General features: G+C 44.9%; 20 protein-coding genes and 1 riboswitch. Of the genes, 10 read left to right on the top strand and 10 right to left on the bottom strand.

Annotation, left to right across the window (positions count from 1 at the left end):
• Window positions 1-54 precede the first annotated feature (54 nt).
• Both SIO70_RS11185 and SIO70_RS11180 read right to left on the bottom strand, forming a co-directional pair.
• Window positions 55-909 (bottom strand): hypothetical protein, encoded by an 855-nt coding sequence (locus SIO70_RS11185; RefSeq protein WP_320580947.1) that lies wholly within the window; start codon window positions 907-909, stop codon window positions 55-57.
• 242 nt (window positions 910-1151) lie between these two features.
• Entirely contained in the window at window positions 1152-2453 is a 1302-nt protein-coding gene (locus tag SIO70_RS11180; protein ID WP_320580946.1) for a DUF2851 family protein, read from the bottom strand.
• A 112-nt stretch (window positions 2454-2565) separates the two neighbouring features.
• Window positions 2566-2689, top strand: a riboswitch (SAM riboswitch).
• 128 nt (window positions 2690-2817) lie between these two features.
• Here SIO70_RS11180 and SIO70_RS11175 point away from each other — a divergent pair.
• Window positions 2818-3996 carry a PLP-dependent aspartate aminotransferase family protein gene (locus tag SIO70_RS11175; RefSeq protein WP_320580945.1) on the top strand — a complete coding sequence of 393 codons (1179 nt, stop codon included), beginning with the start codon at window positions 2818-2820 and terminating at the stop codon, window positions 3994-3996.
• A 50-nt stretch (window positions 3997-4046) separates the two neighbouring features.
• Entirely contained in the window at window positions 4047-5228 is a 1182-nt protein-coding gene (locus tag SIO70_RS11170) for a homoserine dehydrogenase (protein ID WP_320580944.1), read from the top strand.
• A gap of 82 nt (window positions 5229-5310) precedes the next feature.
• On the opposite strand, the gene SIO70_RS11165 is transcribed toward SIO70_RS11170, so the two are convergent.
• From SIO70_RS11165 to SIO70_RS11150, 4 genes are read right to left on the bottom strand one after another with little or no spacing between them, the layout of a single operon-like run.
• The gene (locus SIO70_RS11165) at window positions 5311-5871 is read right to left on the bottom strand and encodes a Maf family protein (RefSeq protein ID WP_320580943.1); all 561 of its coding nucleotides are present in this window, start codon (window positions 5869-5871) and stop codon (window positions 5311-5313) included.
• The gene (locus SIO70_RS11160; protein ID WP_320580942.1) at window positions 5871-6812 is read right to left on the bottom strand and encodes a geranylgeranylglycerol-phosphate geranylgeranyltransferase; all 942 of its coding nucleotides are present in this window, start codon (window positions 6810-6812) and stop codon (window positions 5871-5873) included. The genes SIO70_RS11165 and SIO70_RS11160 overlap by 1 nt, the downstream gene beginning before the upstream one ends.
• Window positions 6813-6833: 21 nt before the next feature.
• Window positions 6834-7355: a KdsC family phosphatase gene (locus tag SIO70_RS11155; protein WP_083720760.1), complete on the bottom strand. Its 522-nt coding sequence runs from the start codon at window positions 7353-7355 to the stop codon at window positions 6834-6836.
• 50 nt (window positions 7356-7405) lie between these two features.
• A complete protein-coding gene (locus SIO70_RS11150) occupies window positions 7406-8170 on the bottom strand; it encodes a Rossmann-like and DUF2520 domain-containing protein (protein WP_320580941.1) in 765 nt (254 codons plus the stop codon).
• Window positions 8171-8556: 386 nt separating this feature from the next.
• Between SIO70_RS11150 and topA the strand changes: the two genes are divergently transcribed.
• A complete protein-coding gene (gene topA, locus SIO70_RS11145) occupies window positions 8557-10911 on the top strand; it encodes a type I DNA topoisomerase (protein ID WP_320580940.1) in 2355 nt (784 codons plus the stop codon).
• Between the two features lie 124 nt (window positions 10912-11035).
• Window positions 11036-11911: a transglutaminase-like domain-containing protein gene (locus tag SIO70_RS11140; RefSeq protein WP_320580939.1), complete on the top strand. Its 876-nt coding sequence runs from the start codon at window positions 11036-11038 to the stop codon at window positions 11909-11911.
• 85 nt (window positions 11912-11996) lie between these two features.
• Here the strand turns inward: SIO70_RS11140 and SIO70_RS11135 are convergent, their stop codons facing one another.
• Complete coding sequence (locus SIO70_RS11135) at window positions 11997-14123, bottom strand: carboxy terminal-processing peptidase (protein WP_320580938.1); 2127 nt, start codon at window positions 14121-14123, stop codon at window positions 11997-11999.
• Between the two features lie 302 nt (window positions 14124-14425).
• On the opposite strand from SIO70_RS11135, the gene SIO70_RS11130 reads away from it, so the two are divergent.
• Window positions 14426-15691 (top strand): MFS transporter, encoded by a 1266-nt coding sequence (locus tag SIO70_RS11130; protein WP_320580937.1) that lies wholly within the window; start codon window positions 14426-14428, stop codon window positions 15689-15691.
• A 95-nt stretch (window positions 15692-15786) separates the two neighbouring features.
• Here SIO70_RS11130 and SIO70_RS11125 read toward each other — a convergent pair whose 3' ends face one another.
• Window positions 15787-16278 carry a YkgJ family cysteine cluster protein gene (locus SIO70_RS11125; protein ID WP_320580936.1) on the bottom strand — a complete coding sequence of 164 codons (492 nt, stop codon included), beginning with the start codon at window positions 16276-16278 and terminating at the stop codon, window positions 15787-15789.
• Between the two features lie 167 nt (window positions 16279-16445).
• On the opposite strand from SIO70_RS11125, the gene gcvP reads away from it, so the two are divergent.
• The 5 genes from gcvP to SIO70_RS11100 all read left to right on the top strand — a co-directional run bounded on the left by gcvP (window position 16446) and on the right by SIO70_RS11100 (window position 23186).
• A complete protein-coding gene (gene gcvP, locus SIO70_RS11120) occupies window positions 16446-19316 on the top strand; it encodes an aminomethyl-transferring glycine dehydrogenase (RefSeq protein WP_320580935.1) in 2871 nt (956 codons plus the stop codon).
• Between the two features lie 186 nt (window positions 19317-19502).
• Window positions 19503-20021 (top strand): hypothetical protein, encoded by a 519-nt coding sequence (locus SIO70_RS11115; protein ID WP_320580934.1) that lies wholly within the window; start codon window positions 19503-19505, stop codon window positions 20019-20021.
• A 129-nt stretch (window positions 20022-20150) separates the two neighbouring features.
• Window positions 20151-20504: an MmcQ/YjbR family DNA-binding protein gene (locus SIO70_RS11110; RefSeq protein WP_320580933.1), complete on the top strand. Its 354-nt coding sequence runs from the start codon at window positions 20151-20153 to the stop codon at window positions 20502-20504.
• A gap of 5 nt (window positions 20505-20509) precedes the next feature.
• On the top strand, window positions 20510-22402 hold the full coding sequence (locus tag SIO70_RS11105) for a CocE/NonD family hydrolase (protein WP_320580932.1): 1893 nt from the start codon (window positions 20510-20512) through the stop codon (window positions 22400-22402).
• 67 nt (window positions 22403-22469) lie between these two features.
• Window positions 22470-23186 (top strand): FKBP-type peptidyl-prolyl cis-trans isomerase, encoded by a 717-nt coding sequence (locus SIO70_RS11100; RefSeq protein ID WP_083720778.1) that lies wholly within the window; start codon window positions 22470-22472, stop codon window positions 23184-23186.
• 44 nt (window positions 23187-23230) lie between these two features.
• On the opposite strand, the gene SIO70_RS11095 is transcribed toward SIO70_RS11100, so the two are convergent.
• Together SIO70_RS11095 and aroA are read right to left on the bottom strand one after the other, a co-directional pair.
• Window positions 23231-24226 (bottom strand): chorismate synthase, encoded by a 996-nt coding sequence (locus SIO70_RS11095; protein WP_083720780.1) that lies wholly within the window; start codon window positions 24224-24226, stop codon window positions 23231-23233.
• A 26-nt stretch (window positions 24227-24252) separates the two neighbouring features.
• Window positions 24253-25542: a 3-phosphoshikimate 1-carboxyvinyltransferase gene (gene aroA / locus SIO70_RS11090; RefSeq protein WP_320580931.1), complete on the bottom strand. Its 1290-nt coding sequence runs from the start codon at window positions 25540-25542 to the stop codon at window positions 24253-24255.
• Between the last annotated feature and the right edge of the window lie 14 nt (window positions 25543-25556).

The following is a 25556-nucleotide window of genomic DNA, read 5'->3' as shown; positions in this document are numbered from 1 at the left end:
CAATAAAAAACGCTTTTGCCGGGGCAAAAGCGTTTTTTATATTATTTCTCATTTTTACTTCTTCTTATTCCAGCGCTTACCGAACTGTAAAGCTACATAAGCATTGAAAAAGAACTTCTTAGGATCGTTTTCAACCATTATAGGTATATCCTTGGTATAATATTCAGCATTTACACCAACCTCCAGCGCGCTCACTACTTCATTGAATCTGGCCCAGTCAAAACGAAGACCTGTTTTGGCATGTACACCTGGCGCTATTGTCACCTCTCCCCAGCCTTTCCCAAATCCACCGCCACCAATGATAGAGTTTCTATCCAGGAATGCCTGGTTATCAGCTACGCTTTCACCATATTTGATAGACTTTACGGTTACACCATCATCCGGATCAACTACATTCAGGTAATAAGGTTTCAGCAACCCAATTGAAAGACCTCCATAGTAAAAGGCATTTACCAACACCCCGTTCTTATTGGCCTTACCACCTAACAATTTCTGCTGCCCGATACCGATCTTCACCTGGTAAAAGTTATTCTGCTTACCATAGATATAAGGTTTTTCAGAATATACAAATCCGTATTGGTCTACTCCCTTGATCGCACCAGACTTCTTATCTTCTTTTGGATCTTTCTTCTCTGCAAATTCAAACTGGAAAAAAGTCACTTTCGTTCTGCTGCTGCGATATCCTTTTTCAAGAAAACCGCTCCAACCGTCGGTGTTAAGACGTGCACCTACTGAAAACTCACGCTGATATACATTTTCCAGTTCTTCCTGCTGTTTAAATGAGGCAACGGGCTTAGACTTCTTCTGCTCCCTGTGCTGTACTCCTGACTTCACCGACGAGCTACTGTCCTGTGCCTTCAATCCACCTGCCGCTACCAATAAAAGCAAGAATAAGTGTAATTTTTTCACCTGTATAGATTTGTTTTTGTTAAGGGAGTAATATTAAATTATGATTGACCAGCCTCATCACGAATTACAAACAAAAGTATCCTGAGTCTAACTGTATCGCCCACCATTACTAATAAACGTAAGGGGCGTAATATTGGTATACTTATCATTACAAACCTACACGTTTTTTCTTTCATGTGTAAATTTGTTTTTATCCCCCGGCCTCGTCTTCACTTAGATATAACGCACTCGGAGTAAAATGGTTACAGGGCAATGCCAGTCTTCAGCAATTTGCATCCTACAGCGCATTCCAAACATCGCTTTTCCTCACAGTAGTGCTGCTTCAGGTGCAGCAATGCCTGGGAATCTGCGGCATCTCCTGCCAGTATCCCCACTTTTTTCCAGCCTTCCATCACACTGTTTTCCTCTGCGGGCAGCGTTTCCATCATGCCCAACGCCTTTTCCTGGTATTCCGGCAATCCTTTCTCCCTGCCATATAAATACAACAAGGGTAAAATACTATTGATGATCACATTCCTCGTTACCATTATGCCCGGTCTGCGCATAACCACCGCCGGGGTATCGAACCTGTAATGATCCTTCCAATAGCCCTCCGGCTGCGCAAACAGTACCTGCTGAAAATGTTGCAGATCTTTCATTTCCAGCAGCCGGGCAAAGAGATCCCTCCCCTGCTGTAACAATACCGCCAGGCTGGCCAGCCTCACCGAAGGAAACGAAGAAGGCCGCATCCGCAACCATCTCCACTGATGAGGCAACAATGACAGCAGTTGATATTTCCGCTTCAGAAATACATATTCTGCCTGCAGTTCTAATGGATAATCATCTACAAACTGCCCTTCCAGCATTCCCGCCTGCCCGAATAAAAGCGCTTCTAACTGTACAAGATTATGCTTATTCCGCACCAGCAGTGTATATGGCAGGGATTGGGCCAGCTTCAGAAATGCATCTCCATTTACCGGCATCCCATAGCTGTGTGCAATCGCCCAGTAGCAACACTCCTCCCAATTATTCCTGCTCTTATTCAGCCACTCTTTCATCATATTTGCCCTGCTTTCTAACCGCTCTACCAGCATGCGGTCTTTCCAGTTTCTCCAGATCAACCGCTCTACTGTTGCCACATTCCCTCCACAAGGCACAAAATGACCGGAATGTTTCAGCTGCGCATACCTGTTCAGCAACATTTTGGGAATAGCCGACTGCAATTCCAGACAAGGAATTCCCTGCGTCGTCGTCTCATCCAGATCATGCTCAAACACCACATGCAGAATCACATTCTTATACCGTAAATCCCGCTGATGATTGTGCCTGTACCAGTCAGAAGTCTTTAAATGCAATTCTACATTTCCAGCCCAGGTAGCATCGCCTATCCGCAACCGGGCATTGCTAAAATCCGGACCATCATTGGTATTCAGTACTCCCGGTTGAAGTACCTGCACAGGCTCTCCTTCTATCGTATGCAAGTGGGAAAGGGTAAACAAACGATGTTGCCAAATATATTGGAACAGCTCCTCTGTGAGGAGCGGGGCAATCTGAACAATGGTCATAAATTCATCTTTACTAATAAATTTAGCATTCCCAACACCAGATTTCCAAATTTTTCTTTTTTTGGAAATCTGATAGAGTTACCATTAACTTTGCACCCAGTTCTTTATAGATGACTTATCCAGAAAGGCGGAGGGACTTGGCCCTGCGATGCCTTAGCAACCAACCTTGTTTAACAAACGAGGGAAAGGTGCTAATTCCGGCTTCGGTTATACATATAACCGGAGATAGATAAGTTGGCAGAGATTGACATTTTCATCGTACTTAATAATACTGAAAAGGCTCTTCCAACTACGGAAGAGCCTTTTTTATTTTGGGTAGTTATCGTTCTGAACCACCTGTTCATAACCGTATAATTACTTTGCGTTGAAAATAGCTACACAGTTATTACATAGTATCCCGATAGATGAATTGACGGGCGCCATTTCCGTTCCCATCTATCAGACCTCTACCTTCGTACAGGAATCACCCGGCATCAACAAAGGGTTTGAATTCTCCCGTGCCAACAATCCTACCCGCAAGGTGCTGGAAAACATTATCTGCAGCCTCGAAGAAGGCCACGCAGGTTTTGCCTTTGCCAGTGGTATGGCCGCGATCGATGCAGTAATGAAACTATTAAAATCAGGAGATGAGATCATGGCTGTCGAAGATACTTATGGCGGTATCTTCCAGATGTTCCAGCATATGTTTGAACGCTTTGGCATCAAAGCAAACTTTGTAGACACCAGCAATACCGACAAAGTACTGGCTGCCATCACGCCAAATACAAAAATGATCTGGCTGGAATCGCCCACCAACCCTACATTACGCGTATCCGATATCAAATCCATCAGCAAGATAGCCAAACAGCACAACGTACTGCTGGTAGTAGACAATACCCTGTGTACACCACTGCTGCAACAACCTATTCCAATGGGTGCAGACATCGTGATACATAGTGCTACCAAGTATCTTGCAGGGCATACCGATGTAATCGCAGGACTGGTTGTAGTCAACACCAAAATACTGGCCGATCAGTTACGTTTCAATCAAAATATTTCAGGAAGTATACTCAGTCCCTTCGAAGCATGGCTTACGATCAGAGGCATTGAAACCCTCTGCCTGCGCCTCGATAAGCAATGTAGCAATGCCATGGCCATCGCCGCCTGGCTCTCTGCACATCCCGCTGTGGATAAGGTTTTCTATCCCGGACTGGCATCGCACAAAAACCACCACATCGCCCGTAAGCAACAAAAGCAATACGGTGCACTCGTGAGCTTCTCTCTCAAAAGTGACAACATCAAAAATGCAATCAGAGTAGTGAACGCCACCCGGCTGTTTAAACTCGCAGAAAGCTTTGGTGGTGTAAAGAGTATGCTGGATCATCCAGCTACTATGACACACCGGAATATTCCGGAAGAACACCGCAAGAAAACAGGTCTCGCGGATTCCTGCATCCGCCTCTCTGTAGGTATTGAAGATGCAGAAGATCTCATTAACGACCTCAAACAGGCACTGGATAAACTGAACCTGCCTGCAGGTAAACAAATTACAGTTTTACAATAAACGCAAAACCGTTTTGCAACGGACACTGAATGCAGCACTAAGTATTGAACATGGAAAACAAAATTATCAATCTGGGGATTTTCGGATTTGGTTGTGTGGGACAAGGACTTTACGAAGTATTGAACAGAACTAAAGGTATCAATGCGCGTATTAAGAAAATATGTATCAAGGACCCCAATAAGCCTCGTCCAATCGACGCCAGCTATTTCACTACAGACAAAAATGATATCTTACAGGACCCTACTATCGATGTAGTAGTGGAACTGATCAATGAAACAGAAGCTGCTTTCGAAATCGTAAGCACCGCTCTGCGTAATGGTAAAGCAGTAGTAAGCGCCAGCAAACGCATGATCGCCGAAAACCTGCCAGCACTCTACCAGTTACAGGTAGAAAACAAGGTGCCTTTCCTCTATGAGGCATCCAGCTGTGCCAGTATTCCGATCGTACGTAACCTGGAAGAATACTACGACAATGATCTGCTCAATGCAGTAGAAGGTATTTGTAACGGGTCTACAAATTACATCCTCACGAAAATATTCGAAGAAAATCAAAGCTTTGACGAAGCTCTTCAAAAGGCGCAGGAGCTGGGTTTTGCAGAAACTGACCCTACTTTGGATATCGAAGGGTACGATCCAAAATTCAAGATCGTTATCTTACTGTTACACGCCTTTGGTACATTCGTAAAACCGGAAGAAGTATTCAATTTTGGTATACATCGCCTGAATGATTTCGATATTCAGTTCGCAAAACAAAGGAACTCTACAGTGAAGCTCATAGCTGGTTGTAGAAGGCAAAACGGGAGTGTGAATGCATCAGTATTACCACATCTCGTGAAGGAACACAACCTGCTGTATGATGTATACAATGAGTACAATGGTATTCTGCTCGAAAGTGCATTTACCGACAAGCAGTTCTTTGTTGGTAAAGGTGCCGGTGGTACCGCTACTGGTAGCGCAGTGCTTTCCGACATCTCTGCACTGACATACAATTACAGATACGAGTATAAGAAGATCAAGCAGGCTAACTCTCCGGTGTTTACCAACGATGTGCAGTTAAAGATTTATCTGCGTTATCGTACAGCCGATCAGGTACATCTGCCAGACTTCTACAATATCTCTGAAAAATATGAATCCTCTACCTGGCGTTATATAGTTGGGGTGATCAATCTGGAAAAGCTGAAGGAAGCTAAATGGCTGAATAATCCAGATGTAAACCTGCTGGTATTGGAATAGAAATTGTGTTAATAGGAAGTATCAAAGTATTAACCAACCAAAATGAAACGGCGTTCCTGCTCTGATCAGGGCGCCGTTTTTTTTATAATCTTTCTACGACATTGCTTACAGGCAATCCCATCACGTTGTAAAAACAGCCATCGATTCTGTCAATACCTACCGCACCAATCCATTCCTGTATGGCATAAGCACCGGCCTTGTCATAGGGTTTAAAGTGATCTACATAATACGTGATCTGCTCTGTCGTCAATGGTTTGAAGTGTACTGCTGTTTCTTTTGAAAAAGCGTCTTCCTCACCATTGCGGATTATAATCACCCCTGTTATTACACGGTGCTCCCTGCCACTGAGTGCACTTAGTATACGGATTGCATCCTCCCTGTCCTTTGGCTTTCCGATAATAGTTTCATCCAGTACTACGACCGTATCAGCAGTAATAATGATATCGTCTGCCTGGCACAAAGGCACTACGGCTACTGCCTTCTGACGCGCAATGTGAACGGGAATATCCGGGATGTGCATATCGGCAGGAAAGGTCTCTGCCGTCTCTACTACCTTCACTTCAAAGGGAATACCTGCCTGCTCCAGCAGCTGTTTGCGCCGGGGTGACCGGGAACCCAGTATGACACGTTTGCCTGTATACATCAGAGGAATAATTTAAAGAAAACCATCGACAGAATACCTGACAGCATCACCAGTTTTACCAGGGAACTCACTTTGTGATAATGCTCCGGCAGGTGTGCTTTTTTCAGTAAAGAATATATATAGTAACAAGGCGCCTGTACGAAAATAACCAGGTAGGCAATCGCAATATACCAGCCTATCAGTGCTACTCTTACCTCAACTACCACAATCAGCACCTGCAATCCCAGCAGTAATCCATAGCAAATCTTCTTAGCTGGTTCCACACCCCATACAATTGGAATCGTGCGACAACCATCTTTGCTGTCGCCGATTAAATCTTCCAGGTCTTTTACAATTTCCCTTACCAGCGAAATCATAAAAGCGAATACTGCATAGATACCGATTATCTGAATCAGCTTTCTGCCTTCGGGAGACATGATGGCTTCAAAGCTTTCATAGATCTGTTTCTCATAAAAGCCTACCACTACCACAGCCAGCGCTGTGAGCAGGGAGATAACGACATTGCCGATCAGTGCCTGACGCTTGAAGGAAGTAGAATAAAACCACAGCAACAGTGAACACAGTACCTGTGTAAAGCCCAGGTAGATCTGACCGATCTTCCATGCAGCAATAAAACCAATACTCACTCCTGCCAGGTTAAAAATGGTGTGCCAGGCCATGGCCCAGCGACGGTTGATCACCTTGTCCAGCACCATTTTGTCAGGCTTATTGATGATATCAATATTAATATCGAAATAGTCATTAATAATATAACCGGCAGCAGCAATCAGCACTGTCGATAAACTCAGCAGGCAGAAAGATGCCACGGACAAGGAAGGTTCCACACCATTATAATGGAGTATAGGCGCTACTACACAGTATTGTAGTAAATATTGCGTAAGTGCTATATATAAAAGGTTTGGATACCGTACCAGTTTGAAAAAAGCTGTCAGTAACTTCATAATCAATTAATTGGAAATAAATCAGCGGCTGGCTATTTCTTCATCTATCGTCCAGTGCCCATTAAGTTTCAGCACCTTCTCGATTACTTCCCTTACACAGCCATTACCACCATTTACCGGTGAGATATAACGGGATATACTTTTGATTTCAGGTACAGCGTCGGCCGGACATACCGGCAAGCCTACCAGTTGCATAGCACGGTAATCCGGGATATCGTCTCCCATAAAAATGACCTGCTCCCATTGCAGGTCATTCTCGAATACATAATCCTGCAGCTTTTCCTGTTTATCAGTAATGCCGGTATAAATATCTTTTATTCCTAATCCCTGTAGCCGGCTTACCACACTTTCAGATCGTCCACCCGATATGATGGCGATACGGTAACCTTTCTTTACGGCCAGCTGCAAAGCATACCCATCCTTAATGTTCATTCTACGTGATTGCTCCCCATTTGGTAATAATTGAACAGTACCATCTGTGAGTACGCCATCTACATCAAACACAAAAGTGGTGATGGGCTTAAAAAGAGATAAAACGTTCATTGCGTTTATTAAAATATCGTATTGCGCAAAAGTAGTATAGATTTTTGATGTCAGGCATTATAGAAATCATAAATGCTGTCAGACATCACCTTATAAATTTTCTGCAAGTGTGGCTGATCCTGGATCAAAGCTCTGTGTTTAGACATCGTCTCCTCATCATTTCTCATGGCAGGACCTGTTTGCACCGTTTCAGGAGCGAACTTTTCAAGCCTGTCAAAAGTTTCCCTGATGATGGGTTGAAGCAAACTGAAGTCCAGTCCCATTTGTTCACAAAACTGTTTTGCCCTCACGATCAGGTGATTAGTAAAATTATTAGCAAGTACCGCGCCCAGATGTAATTGAAGCCGCTGTTCGGAGCTAACTATCTCAGTCTGAGACGAAATACTCTGTGCGATAGATTGCAGTCTGCGCATTACCTCGTCATTGCTGGCTTCCAGCAAAAGGGGGATCACAGGATAATTTTTTACCTCCTTACGAATAGATTGTAAAGGATACATCACCCCGGTATGGGTAGAAATGCGCCTGATGGCATCCAGGGATACGGCCCCTGCCGTGTGCAATACGATCCTTTTGCCCAGTCGGAGCTCGTCATTGAGTTCCGGAATGGCCGAATCACTCACTGCCAATAAATAAATGTCTCCCTCCATATTGATATCCAGGAGGTCGTCACTAGCCGATGCATGTAAATTCTCTGCTAATATCTGAGCATTTTCTTTCTTACGGCTTATAACCTGTAAAATCTGGTGTCCGTGTATTTTTAATAGTGTACCGAAACAATGCGCAATATTTCCCGCGCCAATAATTACTATGTTCATCGGGTAAAAGTGGTTATTAATATATTATGGTGTACCGGTCAGATAAAAGCAAAATTTAGGTTGCCGGGCTCATACATTTATATGATACAGCACGTTTCCCTTCCGTTCAGCGTTGTTATCCAGCAATTTAACCATTAAACTGTTAATCATTCATTTTTAATGGATTTCCCAAAAATATTACATTTATATTCAATGTTTTAAAACAGACTGATTTTTTATTCTACCACTTCTTTTATATACTTGCAAAAATCGGATGGCCCCTTTTTGATCAGTTGGCCATCCTCCCGCCAGAGAGAGCACTTAAATTTTGAGGAACTTACTTAAAGCGGTTTTATACAATTTAATACGGAATTTTACGTATCTAGTAGCACATAAAGACGGCATTCATGGCAAAAAATCTAGTAATTGTTGAGTCTCCGGCCAAAGCCAAGACGATTGAAAAAATACTGGGCAGCGACTTCGAGGTCATATCCTGCTTTGGTCACATCCGTGACCTTGAGAAGGATGATATGGGCATTGATATCAACAATAACTTCAAACCTAAGTATATAATCCCCGATGACAAAGAAAAGGTAGTGAAGGACCTGAAGAAGCTGGCCAAGACAACCGAAGAGGTTTGGTTAGCAACGGATGAGGACCGTGAGGGGGAGGCCATCAGCTGGCATTTATGTGAAGTACTGGGGTTAGACCCGGAAGTTACAAAACGTATTGTTTTCCACGAGATTACGAAGCCCGCCATTGAAAAAGCCGTGCAACAGCCCCGCCTACTCAACATGAACCTGGTAAATGCGCAACAAGCCAGACGTATCCTGGATAGGATCGTAGGTTTTGAGCTGTCACCGGTGCTCTGGCGTAAAATGAGTATGCGTAACCACCTCTCTGCAGGTCGCGTGCAATCCGTAGCGGTAAGACTGATCGTGGAAAGGGAAAGAGAAATCAACGGCTTTACTGCTGTAAGCAGCTTTAAAGTAGAAGCTTTCTTCATTTCTAAAGACCTGAATGGTAAGAACATTACCTTCAAGGCCGAAGGACCTACCCGGTTCAAAACCGCAGAAGATGCGGAGAAATTCCTACAGCAATGTGTCGGTGCTGCTTACACCGTAAAAGATATTCAGGTAAAACCCGGCAAAAAATCTCCTGCCGCTCCCTTTACCACTTCTACCCTTCAGCAGGAAGCCAGCCGTAAACTCGGCTATAGCGTGTCTAAAACCATGCTGCTGGCACAAAAACTGTATGAAAGTGGTAAGATCACCTACATGCGTACTGACTCAGTCAACCTGTCAGATACCGCTTTGGGGGATATCCAGAAAGCAATTACAACTAACTACGGGGAGCGCTACCACCAGCACCGCAAGTTCAAAAATAAGAACGAGTCTGCCCAGGAAGCGCACGAAGCCATCCGCCCGACCTACATGGAGAATGCTTCTGTAGACGACAGCGATACCCGCAAACTGTATGAGCTGATCTGGAAGCGTACTATCGCCAGCCAGATGAGCGATGCTGAACTCGAAAAAACAATCGCCAAAATCGATATCTCTACCAACCACGATGAGCTGACTGCCAGCGGTGAAGTACTGAAATTCGATGGCTTCCTGAAAGTATATATGGAAGGCCGCGATGATGAAGATGTAAGTGAAGATGAGGAACAGGATGGTTCCCTGCCACCACTCGCGCTGAAACAGGTACTGGACCTGAAGGAAATGAAAGCGACCGAACGCTTTACCCGCCCTGCTCCCCGCTATACGGAAGCAAGCCTGGTAAAGAAACTGGAAGAACTGGGCATAGGCCGACCTTCTACCTACGCGCCAACCATTACCACCATCCAGAAGCGTAACTATGTGGAAAAACGTGATAAAGAAGGTGTGAAAAGAGACTTCCGCATTCTGACGCTGAAAGATGACAAACTCACTAAAGTAACAGACGCTGAAAATACCGGTGCTGAAAAGTCCAAACTGTTCCCGACAGATCTGGGCATGATCGTAACCGACTTCCTGAGCCAATACTTCGGAAATGTAATGGACTACGGCTTCACCGCCAAGATCGAAGAAGAGTTTGACGAGGTGGCACATGGTAAGAAGATCTGGAACAAAATGCTGAATGAGTTCTATACTCCTTTCCACAAGGATGTGGAAAACACCCTGGAAAATGCTGAAAGGGTGAAAGGAGAAAGACAACTGGGTACCGAAGAATCTACCGGCAAACCTATCGTAGCACGTATGGGGCGTTATGGCCCAATGGTGCAGATCGGAAAGGCAGAAGATGAGGAGAAACCACGCTTTGCAAAATTAAAGGCAACACAAAGCATCGAAACCATTACTTTAGATGAGGCAATGGAGCTGTTCAAACTTCCCCGCAATTTGGGTAAATTTGAAGAAGAAGATGTAACAGTGAACATAGGCCGGTTCGGTCCATATGCAGCACACGATAAGAAATTCTATTCCCTGAAAAAGGAAATGGATCCTTACACAGTGGAACTCGATGAAATAGCCCCGCTGATCGTAGAAAAACGTACTGCAAAAGATGAACGTACCATCAAAGTATTTGAAAAAGAAAAAATCCAGATACTCAAAGGCCCCTATGGTCCGTATATTAAGCAAGGCTTAAGGAACTACAAAATACCAAAGGAGAAGATCGATACCGCTGCGGATATTACGGTGGAGGAAGCAAAAGCTATCATCGAAGATGTGAAAGCCAACCCTCCTAAGAAAAAAGCACCTCCTAGAAAGAAAAAAGCCGAATAATGTGCTACTACAGGAATGTGCCGGTGTGTATATAAGGCTGTCTTTTTTTACAAAAAGACCTGTCCTATACCATTTGGATGATTCAGGGATTAGCATATTTGCACATCGGCACATTTGATTTGTTATGCACGAGACCAAAGAAATAAATGCTTTGTTCCATCTTCTGGACGATCCGGACCAGGAGGTATATGATACCGTTGCCAGCAAGATATTGTTGTTTGGAAAAGAGATCATTCCAAATCTGGAGAACCTGTGGGAGAATACCGTAGATGAATCTATTCAGGAAAGAATAGAACAACTGATTCACAGGGTTCACTACATGGACCTGCAGATGGCCTTGCAGCAGTGGAATAAGGCCGAAATCCCTGATCTTCTACAGGGAGCCATCCTGGTTGCCCGCTATCAGTTTCCTGATATTCAGACAAATTCCGTCCTCAACGAAATCGAAAAGATCAAGCGTAATATATGGCTGGAACTCAATAACTACCTCACCCCCCTGGAGCAGATCAATGTGCTGAACAGCATGATCTACAACTACTTCGGGCTGAAAGGAGAAGAGGTGGCCTATGTGCGGAAGAACCAGTTCTTTATCAACCAGGTGCTGGAATCCAAGAAAGGAAATCCGCTTACCAATGGTATCGTCTACCAGAGCCTTTGTGCTATGCTGGACCTGCCTGTGTATGCGGTGAACATCCCAAGACAGTTTATCCTCGCCTATTTTGATAGCTTCTACGATTTTTCAGAGCCGGCCAACCCGGACGATTACAGGATCCTGTTCTTTATTGATCCTATTCAGGGACAGATCTATTCCCACCAGGATGTGGAAAACTATCTGAAAAGAATGTCCCTCCCTCCTACACCTTCTTATTACATGCCACAGTCGAACACGAGGATCATCCAGTTCTTATTGGAAGAACTGGCTAAATGCTTCCAGGATGACAAGGACATGTACAAGCAGGAGGAATTAAAGAATCTGATAAGATTATTGAGCGGCGAATAACTTCTTTTTAAAAAGCAGGCCACCGGATAAATAAAAAAGCATCTGTCTGAAGACAGATGCTTTTTTATTTATCTTAATAAGACTATTACTTATTCGCCAACCTACCCTGTACTTTAGAAGCACTCATTCCAATCAGATCATTCATCACATTCACCGCTTCATCCAGGTAAATATCCTTCTGTCTGAACTTCAACCAATCCTTATTACGGGCCAGTTTAGAAGTATCATTACTGATCTTGTCCAGGTCTACCTTCAGACTGGAAATCTCCAGTTCTTTCACTTTATCATTTACTGAATCATAGCGTTTCAGCGCATTCGCATTATTCTTCTGTTCTGTTTTGTAAGTCGAATAGTTCAGAGAATAACTGTCCTGTGCATCCATCTTCTTCAGGGTAGCGATATTGTCATTCATCATCCTGAACGCTTCGTTGTTCGCAAGGCGCTTGTCGCTATTTGCTTTCAGCGCAGCTACCGGAACCGGGTCTACCCAAGGTGTATAATTTGCCTTTGGAATTTCATCCCAGTTCAGTGCATCTTTATCCTTACGCTCAGCTACTTCATAATATGGATCTGGCAATACGATGTCGGAAGAAACTCCTTTCAGCTGTGTAGAACCACCATTTGCACGGTAGAACTTCTGCTGTGTCAATTTGATCGCACCCAGCGGACCTAACTCCTTGTTGGAGTAGAACTCATCCAGGCTGAACATACGCTGCACAGTTCCTTTACCATAAGTAGAAGAGCTACCAATGATCACCGCACGTTTGTAATCCTGCATAGCAGCTGCCATGATTTCGGAAGCAGATGCACTGTATTCATTCACCATGATTGCCAGCGGACCACCATACTGTACACTCTTATCACGGTCACGCAGTACCATTGGATCGCCAGTACGGGATTTCACCTGTACGATCGGACCATCCGGAATAAACAGACCAGCCATCTGCACTACATCCTGCAGGGAACCACCGCCATTGAAGCGGAGGTCAAGGATAATACCTTCTACATTTTCAGCTTTCAGTTTCGTAATTTCCTTTGCTACATCTTCGGCACAACGGGCACCGTTTCTGTCCTGGAAATCTGCATAGAATTCAGGCAGGTAGATGTAACCTATTTTATGTTGACCACCGATAATCGCTGATTTTGCAAATGTTTCGTCCAGTACGATCTCGTCACGTACAATAGAAACATCTTTTACTGTACCATCTACGCTTTTTACAGTCAACTTCACCACAGTACCCTTTTCACCTCTGATCACTTTTACGGCATCTTCTACAGCATAACCGGTAATGTCCAGTGGCTCTTTGTCACCCTGTGCTACTTTCAGGATCACATCGTTTGCTTTCAGGCTCCCTTCTTTCCAGCTTGGACTACCTGTTACGATGCTTACGATCCTGATCTTACCATCTTCTTCACGCAGCTGTGCACCAATACCGAAGAACTTACCTGCCATCTGCTCCTCAAACGCTCTCTTTTCATCAGGAGGGAAGAAGTCAGTATGTGGATCCATCGTAGCAGTAATACTATTTACATAAGTGCTGAAGCGCTCGTTGTCGTCCTGTCTGTTTTTCAAACGGTCAAAGTAGCGATCGTATACCTGCTTCACCTTTGCACGGGCGTCGGCTTCCAGCTGAACATCGGTTTTCGCCTTTGCAGTATCTTTCTTATCCTGCTTGTCGCGGGCTTCTACCAGTTCGGAGTATTTTTCCAGGGTACGATATTTCAGCACCTTGCGCCATGCTTCTTTGCGGGCTGCCTCATCTGCAGGGTAGTCTACCTTATCCGGATCCAGGGTCACCTTTTCTTCTTTGGTGAAGTCGAAAGGCTTAGCCAGAATTTCAGGATACAGCGCTGCTGCTTCAGCAACACGTTTCTTAATCAGATCATTGATTGCATTAAAACAATCCAGGGGTTCACCCATCAGTTCATTATCAATGTGAGTCGATAATGGCTTGAGGTTCTCGATATCACTCTTCAGAAAGAATTTCTTTTCACTGTCAAGGTTCTTGAGGAACTTGTCAAAGACTTCCTTTGAAAATTTATCGTCTATAGCCTTCGGCTGATAGTGCCCATCTTTTAATATTTGCCCTACCAGACCAATGATCACTTCATTTTTGCCAGGGGGGTCTTCTTTACGCAGTTTGCTGAAAGCCAATACTCCCATCGAGATGGTGATCAGCACTACTGGTATAATCACTTTCATTCTTCTCATAGAAAATCCTAATTGAACGTCATCAAATATAGCATAAAATTGCCCATTGTGCTAGAATGGCAGTTTTCTTTAACAAAAGATTGAGAAACAGGGAGTGTAGCATAGGCGCTATTAATACGGTACTGGCAGCCACATTCACTACAATTATTTGCTACTAAAACCAGACCAATGTCTTATAAAATTACGGTTCCTGATCGGATTTACCGATACCGCTTATCAGTTTAAATGCAACCGGTTGTAAAATCGTCAGGAAGGTATTTATTCAGATTATATATTTTTGCAGCGGCTTAAAAACTGATTACGTGGATACTTCGGCTATCACAAACACTAAGAACGACCCGTACGCTTCGCTTCGTCTTCCTGAATTTAACTACTACTTAATTATTCGTTTCGCCCTCGTCTTTGCTCTTACAATGCAGTTTATTGTCATTGAGTGGAAGGTAAATCTCCTCTCTGATCATGATCCTTTTGCCCTTGGTCTCATAGGCCTTGCCGAGGTCATCCCCGCAGTACTACTGGCACCTTTTGCCGGGCACATTGTAGATAAGAGAGAAAAAAGAAGCATCCTCCTCAAATGTGTGTTTGCTTACGTCATTATTGGTTCAGGACTATTCTTCCTCACATGGGATAAAGCCGTGGAAGGGTTTGATACTCACCAGGTACTGATGTGTATTTATGGACTTGTATTCTGCGGAGGCATAGTACGTGCCTTTGTAGGCCCTGCCAATTTCTCTTTACAAGGTCTGATCGTACCCCGTACATTATATGCCAATGCCTCTACCTGGGCCAGCAGCGCCTGGCAGATTGGAAGTATGGCCGGCCCCGCACTGGGTGGCTTGCTGGTGTATGCGATTGGTGTACACTGGTCTATGTTGCTGGTGGTAGCTATTTTTCTGCTGCCGCTGTTCAGCCTGATCATGATCAAACCTAAACCGGCACAATATTCAGCCAAAGGTGAAACTTTTGTAGATGGATTGACCAAAGGGATGCGCTTTGTATGGAATACCAAAGTGGTATTAAATGCCATGGCGCTGGATATGTTTGCAGTTTTGTTTGGGGGAGCGATAGCCATGCTGCCGGTATTTGCCTCAGATGTATTGCATGCAGGTGCACTGGAATTCGGTTTGCTTCGCTCTGCAGTTGCGGTAGGTTCGCTGGTGACCATGTTTATACTGGCTTACAAACCATTGGTACATAAACCGGGTATCAAGTTGCTGGCGGCAGTCTTCGGATTCGGGATCTGTATTATCATATTCGGTTTGTCAAGGAACTTCTATCTCTCCTTTATTGCATTGCTCCTGAGTGGTACGCTGGATGCAATCAGCGTAATCATCCGTCAAACCATCCTGCAATTGAAAACACCCGATGAGATGAGAGGCCGTGTAGCTGCGGTGAGCTCTATGTTTGTCGGTTCTTCCAATGAACTGGGGGCTTTCGAAAGCGGGTTTATGGCCAGGATGATGGGGCTGGTACCATCTGTCGTGTTTGGTGGATGTGTGACACTGGGAGTAGTTATTACAACTTATATCATTTCGCCGGCCATGCGCAAGCTGGACCTGAAAACATAAACAAAGAAGGTGTAATTATAAATGAAACTCCTGAGCATCACATCAAAATGGAATCTGGCTCTATCAGGTTTCTAACTTTTGAGTTTTCTTTTTTATTACTTCACTACATCCCGCAACTTCTCTAACACATAGAATACCGCGGGGCAGATAGTACTGTTCAGGTAAGTGGTATTCGGCCGCTTCACAAACTCATAGCTGTCTGTGTAAGGATAGTTTTCACAATCTCCCGGCCTTGCATCATAAATGCTACAATAATTGTCTGCACCCAAAAACGGACAGGGACTGCTTTTCACCACATAATCCCCATCTTCATCCAGTCGCAGGTAAGTCTCAATAAACACAGATTCCCGCATGCCCAGGTATTTTGAAATACGCTTGATATCAGGGGTTTTGAACCTTGGGCTGATTGACTTACAGCAACCTGCACATTGCAGACAATCGATGTGGCTGAAAGCCTCCTCATGCAGGTCAGGCAATAGCTTCTCTACCCCCCTGCCCTTTTTCGTCTGTAGCTTCTGCAGAAACTGTTTATTGGCTTTTTGCTGCTCAGTCGCCCGCTGCTTCCAGTTATTTAGTGATTCATCCATTTGCTGCAAAGGTAATACTCTCCACCATACGACAATCATGTGACAATTCCCGGAAATATCCAACCCTCAATTATCACCACAATTTCCACAAGCCCGCGGCAGGTTTGGCTATTGCTAAAAAACAAAATACCTTTGCACATTCTTATTATCATACCTGCTTTCACATCATGAATCTTTTTGATATACAACAAAATGAGTTCCTAGGTCGCCACATTGGGCCTAACGAAACAGAGACCAACCACATGCTGGAGACTATCGGTGTATCTTCGCTGGAAACATTAATCAGCAAGACCGTACCTGGTGCTATCCGCATGAACCACCCGCTGGCAGTACCTGCGGCAATGAGTGAAAGTGATTACCTCCGTCATCTCAAAGAAGTATCACTCAGGAACGAAGTATTCCGTACCTACATCGGTCAGGGATATTACGATACCATCACACCAAGTGTGATCCTGCGCAACATCTTCGAGAATCCAGGATGGTATACACAGTACACTCCTTATCAGGCGGAGATCTCCCAGGGGCGCCTGGAAAGCTTACTGAACTACCAGACTATGGTCAGCGACCTCACAGGTCTGCCTATTGCCAATGCATCGCTGCTGGATGAGGCGACGGCTGCTGCCGAAGCCATGAGCATGTTCTTCAGCGCACTGAACAAAGACCATGACAACCTGGCTCGTCCTAAATTCTTCGTGGACGAAAATGTGTTCGCACAAACAAAAGATGTAATTATCACCCGTGCTACTCCGCTGCACATCGAAGTAGTAACCGGCGACTATAAAACTGCTGCTTTCGATGAGTCCTTCTTTGGTGCATTGGTACAGTATCCTAACAGCGTAGGTGCTGTGGAAGATTACCAGGGTTTTGTACAGAAAGTACATGCTGCTGGTGCTTACGTAGCAATGGCCACCGATCTGCTGGCACTGACGCTCCTCACCTCTCCTGGTGAACTGGGGGCTGATGCAGCATTGGGTTCTGCACAGCGCTTTGGTGTACCATTAGGTTTTGGTGGTCCACACGCTGCTTTCTTTGCAGTAAAAGATGAGTTCAAACGCGCCATCCCAGGCCGTATCATCGGTGTAAGCGTAGATGCACAGGGTAACCGTGCACTCCGTATGGCACTGCAAACCCGCGAGCAGCACATCAAACGTGAAAAAGCAACATCAAACATCTGTACCGCACAGGCATTGCTGGCTAACATGGCCGCTATGTACGCCGTTTACCACGGTCCTGCCGGTCTGAAAAATATCGCTACCCGCGTAGCTATCCTGGCCAATGCCCTGGGTGCTGCCCTGCAGGCAAAAGGATATGCACTTGCGGCTAACAATTACTTTGATACCCTCGAAGTAACCGTAAAAGCAGTTACTGATATCAAAGCAAAAGCTGAAGGTGCAGGTATCAACTTCTTCTATCCGGATGCTGACAAGGTGATCATCTCTCTCGATGAAACCACTACCATCCAGGATGTGAACGATATCCTCGCAATCTTTAATGCAGGCACCCTGTCCTCAGACACAAACAGTCTGACTGCAACTGCTATACCTGCAGAACTGGTGCGTACTTCTGACTTCCTTACCAATCCTGTATTTAACAGTCATCACAGCGAGTCTCAGATGATGCGTTATATCAAGATGCTGGAAAATAAAGACCTTTCTCTCAACACTTCCATGATCTCTCTGGGTAGCTGTACCATGAAGCTGAATGCTGCGACAGAGATGATTCCTTTGAGCTGGTCTCATTGGAGCAGGATGCACCCATTTGCCCCAAAAGCGCAGACAGGTGGTTACCAGCAGATCGTAGATGAACTGGGCGAATACCTCTGCAAGATCACTGCTTTTGATGCCTGCAGCCTGCAGCCAAACAGTGGTGCACAGGGTGAATACGCTGGTTTACTCGTGATCCGCAAATATCATGAAAGCAGAAATGAAGGACATCGTAATATAATGCTGATCCCTATCTCCGCTCACGGTACCAACCCTGCATCCGCAGTAATGGCCGGATTTAAAGTGGTAGTAGTAAAAGCACTGGAAAACGGGTACATCGATGTAACTGACCTGAAAGCAAAAGCAGCACAGTATGCTGATAGCCTGGCAGGTATCATGATCACATACCCTTCTACTTACGGTATCTATGAGGAAAGCGTAAAAGACATCTGCAACACCGTACACGAATTTGGTGGTCAGGTATATATGGATGGCGCCAACATGAATGCGCAGGTAGGCTTAACTGCTCCTGGTCTGATCGGTGCTGACGTTTGTCACCTGAACCTTCACAAGACATTTGCAATTCCTCACGGTGGGGGTGGCCCTGGCATGGGTCCGATCTGCGTGGCTAAACACCTCGCTCCTTACCTGCCTGGTCACGTAAACCTGACTGACAAGAAAACTGCAAACGCAGTATCTGCGGCACCTTATGGTTCTGCAAGTATCCTGCTCATCTCTTATGCATACATCCGCCTGCTAGGTGCAGAAGGCCTGAAGAAAGCATCTGAAAATGCGATTCTGAATGCTAACTACATGAAAGCCCGTCTGGAAAAATCATACGAAATCCTTTATAGCGGCAGCAACGGTACCTGTGCACACGAGTTCATCGTAGACCTCCGTCCATTCAAAGCTACTGCTGGTGTAGAAGCGGAAGATGTGGCAAAACGCCTGATGGACTACGGTTTCCACGCACCAACTATGAGCTTCCCTGTTCCAGGTACAATCATGATTGAACCTACTGAGAGTGAGGACAAAGCTGAACTGGACCGCTTCTGCGATGCGCTGCTGGCTATCCGTGCAGAAATCAGCGCTGTAGAAACAGGCAAAGCTGACAAAGCAAACAATGCATTGAAGCATGCACCTCATACCCAGTTCGTTATCACTGCCGAAGAGTGGAACCGTCCTTACGGCCGCCAACAGGCAGCTTACCCACTGGAATATGTGAAACTCAATAAGTTCTGGCCTTCTGTAAGCCGTGTAAACAATACACATGGCGACAGAAACCTGATCTGTACCTGCGAGCCTGTAAGCGCTTACGCAGAAGCAGAAGCTTAAGAAAAAAATTAACTTATACGCAAACGGCTAAAAGCGAATGCTTTTAGCCGTTTTTTTATTTACAAATGACAAAAACCTAACATTTTTTTATTCACACGCATACTAAAAGTACTATCTGATCGTATTAAGAGTTACTTATATTTAGAAAAATTTTACATATATTAGAAATAAGAAAAACCCTTATCTATGCAGGATTACTCTTTTATGACCATCGAGGAGATCTTTCTCCTTCAGGATGCGTTGAAAAAGAACAAAAGGCAAATCATTAAGTTCTTGTTGATTGGCCTCACTTTAGTGCTCATCGCAGCATACGTACCACAATTTTTTCTCAAAAGAAGGTATTCCGACGAAGAAATCGATGCCACCATGTTCAGTTACAGAAATACCTGGTTTTGGGTATGGTTGCTCTCTTTCGTACTCGTACTTATCTTCGCGCTGATAAAGGTGACTGATGTCCGGTACTTTACGATCAAGAAAGACCTGACCCTCCTTCAGAAAGGACAGATCAGGGTCCCCCTGGAACATGTATATCAGGGTAACAATGATATGCAGACCAGCTTTATTGTAAAACAGGAAGGTATAAGAAAAAGAAAAAGGCTTTTTTACTGGATGCGCGGCCGGCTCGACGATTATAAATCAGGACAGGAAGTAGAGATAGTATACGGTCGTTATTCGCGCATCATTCTCAACATCAGCAAAGCCTGATCATTCATAAAAAACAACCATATCAACTGCATGTAGCTATTTATTTTTTACAATACACAACCGGGGCAACAGGTATACTGTCTGCCCCGGTTTTTTTATACCTTTGGACGCACTTAGATTCAATGCCTTATGAATATTGAACAGTTCCGTGATTTTTGCCTCGCCCTGCCGGGTGTCACAGAAGAGTTTCCCTTTGGTGAAGAAACACTTGTGTACAAGGTGATGGGAAAAATGTTTACACTCACCAGCCTCGATAGTTTCGAAAGCATCAATCTCAAATGCGATCCTGAAATCGCTGTAGAGCTGCGCGAACGCTATGATGGTGTCTCACCGGGATATCATATGAACAAGAAACACTGGAATACTGTCGATGTACATGCCGGTATTTCTGATAAGCTGATCTATCAGTGGATCAGGGATTCATATGACCTCGTAGTAGAATCATTACCCAAAAAAACAAAAGAAGAATTGAAAAATAAATAATGCTTATGAAACGGATCTTATGGCTGTTTGTGGTGATTATCGCCTTTCATTCAAAGGTAAAAGCCATCGATACAGACTCATTGTGGATGTACGAACATTACACTAAAAAAGAAGTATATATCCCTATGCGGGATGGTGTAAAACTGTTTACATCCATTTATATACCTAAAGACAATACAGAGAAGCATCCTTTTCTGATGACACGCACTCCTTACTCCTGCTCTCCTTATGGAGATAAAGAGTTCAGACCTTTCTATGCAAGGTATACCAATACATACCTGCACGAAGGCTATATCATGGTCATACAGGACGTGCGTGGCCGTTGGATGAGTGAAGGTACCTTCATGGATGTTCGTCCTTATAATCCGGCTAAAAAGGGCAAAAATGAGATCGATGAAGCAAGTGATACTTACGACACCATCGACTGGCTGGTGAAGAACATTGCCAACAACAATGGTAAAGTAGGTGTATTCGGCACCTCTTACCCCGGCTTCTACAGTACTATGGCTGCATTGAGCGGCCATCCAGCACTGAAGGCTGTTAGTCCGCAGGCACCGGTTACTGACTGGTACCATGGTGATGACTTTCACCACAACGGTGCATTTTTCATTTCAGATGCCTTCTCTTTTTACTCCGGTTTCGGGCAGCCAAGACCTAAGCCGACTACAGTAGGTCCTACCAGTTTTAAATACTTCACCTCAGAAGATAATTACGAGTTCTATCTCAAAACAGGTGCGTTGCCTAATTTCTCTAAATTGATGGGAGACAGCATTGCATTCTGGAATGACCTTATGAACCATGGCGACTACGACGCATGGTGGAAAGCCAGAGATGTAAGACAATACCTGAAAGGTATACAGCCTGCTGTACTGACAGTTGGTGGTGTCTTCGATGCAGAAGACTGCTTCGGTGCATGGAATACTTATAAGGCCATCGAGAAACTGAGTCCTGATGCCAGCAATCGTATCGTAATGGGTCCATGGTATCATGGTCAGTGGGGCAGCAATGATGGTACGCACTTAGGCAATGTTCATTTCGATAGCAATACATCTGAATACTACCAGGATAATATCGAAGTTCCCTTCTTCAACTATTACCTGAAAGGTAAAGGTGCATCACCTGATATCGCAGAAGCAACCGTGTTCTTCACCGGCGAAAACCAATGGCGCAAGTTCCGGCAATGGCCTCCTGCCAATGTACAGGCACAATCCATCTACATGCAGGCCAATGGCAAACTGGACTTCTCCAAACCCCTGGGTGGCAACAGCTTCTCTGAATACGTAAGCGACCCGGCTAAACCAGTGCCTTACACACAGGATGTACATTTCGATCGTACTATCAATTATATGACAGACGATCAGCGTTTTGCTGAGCGCCGTCCGGATGTAGCTACTTTTTCAACTGATGTATTGACAGAAGATATTACACTGGCAGGTCCGCTCACAGCGAAACTGGTAGTCAGCACCAGTGGTACAGATGCTGACTTCATCGTAAAGCTGATCGATGTGTTCCCTTATGATTTCAAATATGAAGACAAAGCACCCAGCGAACACCGCAGAGTACCATCATCTACCTATCCGATGGGCGGTTATGAAATGCTGGTAAGAGGCGAAATCATGAGAGGTAAATACAGAGAGAGCTTTGAGAAACCAGTTCCTTTCACACCAGATGCACCTGTCAATATAGATTTCTCCCTGCCGGATGTAGCTCATACATTTAAGAAAGGGCACAAGATCATGGTTCAGGTACAGAGCAGCTGGTTCCCGCTGGTAGATCGTAACCCACAGGTATTTACCGATATCTACCATGCTACAGACAAGGATTTTAAGAAGGCAACCATCCGTATCTATCACGATGCAGGCCATCCATCCGCTATAGAATTGCCGGTGTTGAAATAAAATTTAACTTGCGGGCGTTCAGATATGTAAATTTCGTAAGTCCATTACCATTGATAACTACTATTTTATGATTAAAAAAGCCCTATTATTGGGAGCACTCGGCGTCATATCCCTGAATGGATTTGCGCAGAAAAGATCTAAAAAGAACAAAGACAAGGAGCAAACTGTTGTTCCTGTAGCACCATTATTGCAGACTAAGATCGACACCGTAAGCTATGGCATTGGTCAGGATATCGGCAATACCCTCAAGACACAGGGTTTGGATAGCCTGAACCTGAATGTACTGAGACATGCGATCGAGGATGCACTGAAGGATACAACGTTAGTAGCAAAAGAAATAGCAAATATGAGTATCAGTAATTATCTCCAACAGATAAAAGCGGAAAAGATGCAAAAGAACAAAGAAGCAGGTGAAAAATTCCTGGCAGAGAATAAGACCAAACCAGGGGTAGTAGCACTACCTAGCGGTTTACAATACCAGATTCTGAAAGAAGGTAATGGTCCAAAACCAACCGCGGCAGATAAGGTAAAAACACATTATCATGGTACCCTGATCGACGGGACTGTGTTTGATAGTTCTGTAGAAAGAGGTCAGCCTATCTCCTTCCCCGTGGGTGGAGTAATTAAGGGTTGGACTGAGGCGCTGCAGTTGATGCCTGTAGGTTCTAAATGGAGGTTGTTTATACCTGCTGATCTTGCTTATGGTGAACGCCAGGCAGGGCCGAAGATCGGACCAAATAGCGCACTGATTTTTGATGTGGAATTATTAGACATCGAGAAGTAATAAAAAAGGGGAATTACGATTGTAATTCCCCTTTTTGTTTTAAGTTATTTCCACACTCTGGGACTCCGCTGCTCCACCATCATCAAATCTGCCAGCGCCATCGCCGCCACAGCTTCCAACACCACCGGTACCCTCAGCGCTATACACAAATCATGTCTTCCCTTCACACTAAAAGCCTCTACCTGTCCACTCTTAATATTCAATGTATGCTGCTCCTTAGGCGTGCTTGAAGTAGGTTTCACCGCCACACGGAATACCAAAGGATTCCCGTTGGTAATACCCCCTACTACACCACCCGCATTATTTGTAGCAGTCTTCCCACTGGCATCCAGTATCGCATCGTTATGCTCTATCCCTTTCATCTTTGCCGCAGCAAACCCTGCACCGAACTCAATGCCTTTGATTGCCGGAATAGCAAACACCGCATGTGCAATACAAGACTCTACGGAGTCAAAGAAAGGCTCTCCCAATCCGATTGGCAGCCCTTCTACCACGCATTCTACGATACCACCTACAGAGTCTTTTGCAGCAATCGCTGCTTCCAGTCCCTGCGCTGCATCAGGCAATCCTGCCACTTCTTTCAAAGTTGCTGTTACCTTAATGCTTTCCCCCAATATCTTCTTGGCTATTACACCAGCAGCTACCAGGTTCAGTGTAAGCCTGCCGCTAAAGTGTCCGCCACCACGGTAATCTTCAAAGCCACCATACTTATGTGTAGCTACAAAATCTGCATGACCGGGACGTGGAAACTCACGCAGCTTCTCATAGTCAGTACTACGCGTATTGTTGTTCTCAAACAAAATTGTAATCGGCGCACCAGTTGTATGGTCATTGAAAACGCCTGATTTGATGTAAGGCAGATCATCTTCCTTACGCGGTGTGGTGCCTTTGGCGCCCGCTTTGCGCCTGTCCAGGTCTGGCAGGAAATCTTCCTGCTTCAGCGGAATACCTGCCGGTACACCGTCAATATTCACGCCTACACTAGCGCCATGCGACTCTCCAAAAACATTTACCCGGAATAATCTACCGAAACTGTTCATTAGTATGCTGATTTATCAATGTCGTGTTAATGTACCTGACTGGTGGCTCCTTCCTGTTTTACTACACCGCCTAACTTCTGCAAATGTTCGTAAAATTCAGGATAAGATTTGTTAATCGCCTCCGCATCTTCAATCACTACCGGACCACTCGCTGTCAGTGCAGCTACTGCACATGCCATGGCAATCCTGTGATCATTGTGAGAGCGAACAGTACCACCGGTAATACCAGTACCACCATGCACCAGCATTTCATCGCCATGCAGGTCAATACTGATACCCAGTTTACCAAATTCTTCCTGTAAGGTTTTACCACGGTCACTTTCCTTGTGTGCCAGCCTGCTCACACCCAGTATTTTCGTAGTGCCTTCGCAATTAGCTGCCAGCGCTACCAGTGGAGGGAACAGATCAGGACAATCAGTCGCATCGAAATCAAACGCTTTTAATTGTTGCTTTTCCACATTCACAGTGAATACACCTGACATCAGACCAGCGCCTGCTTTTTCCAGTGCTTCCAGTATCGCTTTATCAGATTGTGCAGATTGTGTATTGAGGTGGTGTACCTCTGCCTTACCAGCTACAGCAGCAGCCACCAGCAGGAACGCAGCACCGCTCCAATCTCCTTCTACAGTATATTCGCCGGCTTTATATGCCTGTTTCTTACCAAATGAGAAACGCTCAAAGTTCTCCTCTTTCACCTGTACCCCAAATTGCTCCATGAGCTGCAGGGTAAGGGCGATATAAGGTTTACTCTTCAGGTCTTTAACGGTGATAGTCACATCTTCTGCAACAGCACCAAAGGCCATTAATAAGCCTGTTAAGAACTGTGAGCTAAGTGAACCATCAATCGTAATATTCTGCGCCTGTAATGGGCCCTGAATGTGCAAAGGCAGCTTGCCCTCACGGCTGCTGATCTTTACCCCCACCTGTGGTAAAACTTCTTCGAAGAAGTTCATAGGACGGGTGGTCAGACTACCATGACCATTGATGGTAATAGGCAGTGCAGACAAAGATGCGATCGGTGTAAACATGCGGATACCAAGACCGGATTCTCCACAATTAATTTCGTTATCTGCAGACTGTACCGGGTGAATACCATTGCTGGTAATCCCGATATAATCTTCCTGACGATTGATAGTTGCACCCAGTTTGCTGGCTACATCCAGTGCTGCGAGACAGTCATTGCTCAAGCCCGGATTCCGGATAATGCTTTTACCATTGCTCAGCAACGCTGCGGCTACTGCCCTTTGCATAGCGCTTTTGGAAGGATTGGCAGTTACGGTGCCATGAATGCTGCCGGGTAATATTGTTACTTGCATGTGTGTGTTTGGTT

The organism is Chitinophaga sancti, from assembly GCF_034087045.1.
In the GTDB taxonomy this organism is placed as follows: domain Bacteria; phylum Bacteroidota; class Bacteroidia; order Chitinophagales; family Chitinophagaceae; genus Chitinophaga; species Chitinophaga sancti_B.
This window is presented reverse-complemented; position numbering and strand designations above follow the sequence as displayed.

What these genes read in the sequence shown, in the direction of transcription:
- SIO70_RS11180 (WP_320580946.1), bottom strand. Translation starts at nt 2,453, where the DNA reads ATGACCATTGTTCAGATTGCCCCGCTCCTCACAGAGGAGCTGTTCCAA.
- SIO70_RS11170 (WP_320580944.1), top strand. Translation starts at nt 4,047, where the DNA reads ATGGAAAACAAAATTATCAATCTGGGGATTTTCGGATTTGGTTGTGTG.
- SIO70_RS11165 (WP_320580943.1), bottom strand. Translation starts at nt 5,871, where the DNA reads ATGTATACAGGCAAACGTGTCATACTGGGTTCCCGGTCACCCCGGCGC.
- SIO70_RS11160 (WP_320580942.1), bottom strand. Translation starts at nt 6,812, where the DNA reads ATGAAGTTACTGACAGCTTTTTTCAAACTGGTACGGTATCCAAACCTT.
- SIO70_RS11155 (WP_083720760.1), bottom strand. Translation starts at nt 7,355, where the DNA reads ATGAACGTTTTATCTCTTTTTAAGCCCATCACCACTTTTGTGTTTGAT.
- SIO70_RS11150 (WP_320580941.1), bottom strand. Translation starts at nt 8,170, where the DNA reads ATGAACATAGTAATTATTGGCGCGGGAAATATTGCGCATTGTTTCGGT.
- topA (WP_320580940.1), top strand. Translation starts at nt 8,557, where the DNA reads ATGGCAAAAAATCTAGTAATTGTTGAGTCTCCGGCCAAAGCCAAGACG.
- SIO70_RS11140 (WP_320580939.1), top strand. Translation starts at nt 11,036, where the DNA reads ATGCACGAGACCAAAGAAATAAATGCTTTGTTCCATCTTCTGGACGAT.
- SIO70_RS11135 (WP_320580938.1), bottom strand. Translation starts at nt 14,123, where the DNA reads ATGAGAAGAATGAAAGTGATTATACCAGTAGTGCTGATCACCATCTCG.
- SIO70_RS11125 (WP_320580936.1), bottom strand. Translation starts at nt 16,278, where the DNA reads ATGGATGAATCACTAAATAACTGGAAGCAGCGGGCGACTGAGCAGCAA.
- gcvP (WP_320580935.1), top strand. Translation starts at nt 16,446, where the DNA reads ATGAATCTTTTTGATATACAACAAAATGAGTTCCTAGGTCGCCACATT.
- SIO70_RS11115 (WP_320580934.1), top strand. Translation starts at nt 19,503, where the DNA reads ATGCAGGATTACTCTTTTATGACCATCGAGGAGATCTTTCTCCTTCAG.
- SIO70_RS11110 (WP_320580933.1), top strand. Translation starts at nt 20,151, where the DNA reads ATGAATATTGAACAGTTCCGTGATTTTTGCCTCGCCCTGCCGGGTGTC.
- SIO70_RS11105 (WP_320580932.1), top strand. Translation starts at nt 20,510, where the DNA reads ATGAAACGGATCTTATGGCTGTTTGTGGTGATTATCGCCTTTCATTCA.
- SIO70_RS11100 (WP_083720778.1), top strand. Translation starts at nt 22,470, where the DNA reads ATGATTAAAAAAGCCCTATTATTGGGAGCACTCGGCGTCATATCCCTG.
- SIO70_RS11095 (WP_083720780.1), bottom strand. Translation starts at nt 24,226, where the DNA reads ATGAACAGTTTCGGTAGATTATTCCGGGTAAATGTTTTTGGAGAGTCG.
- aroA (WP_320580931.1), bottom strand. Translation starts at nt 25,542, where the DNA reads ATGCAAGTAACAATATTACCCGGCAGCATTCATGGCACCGTAACTGCC.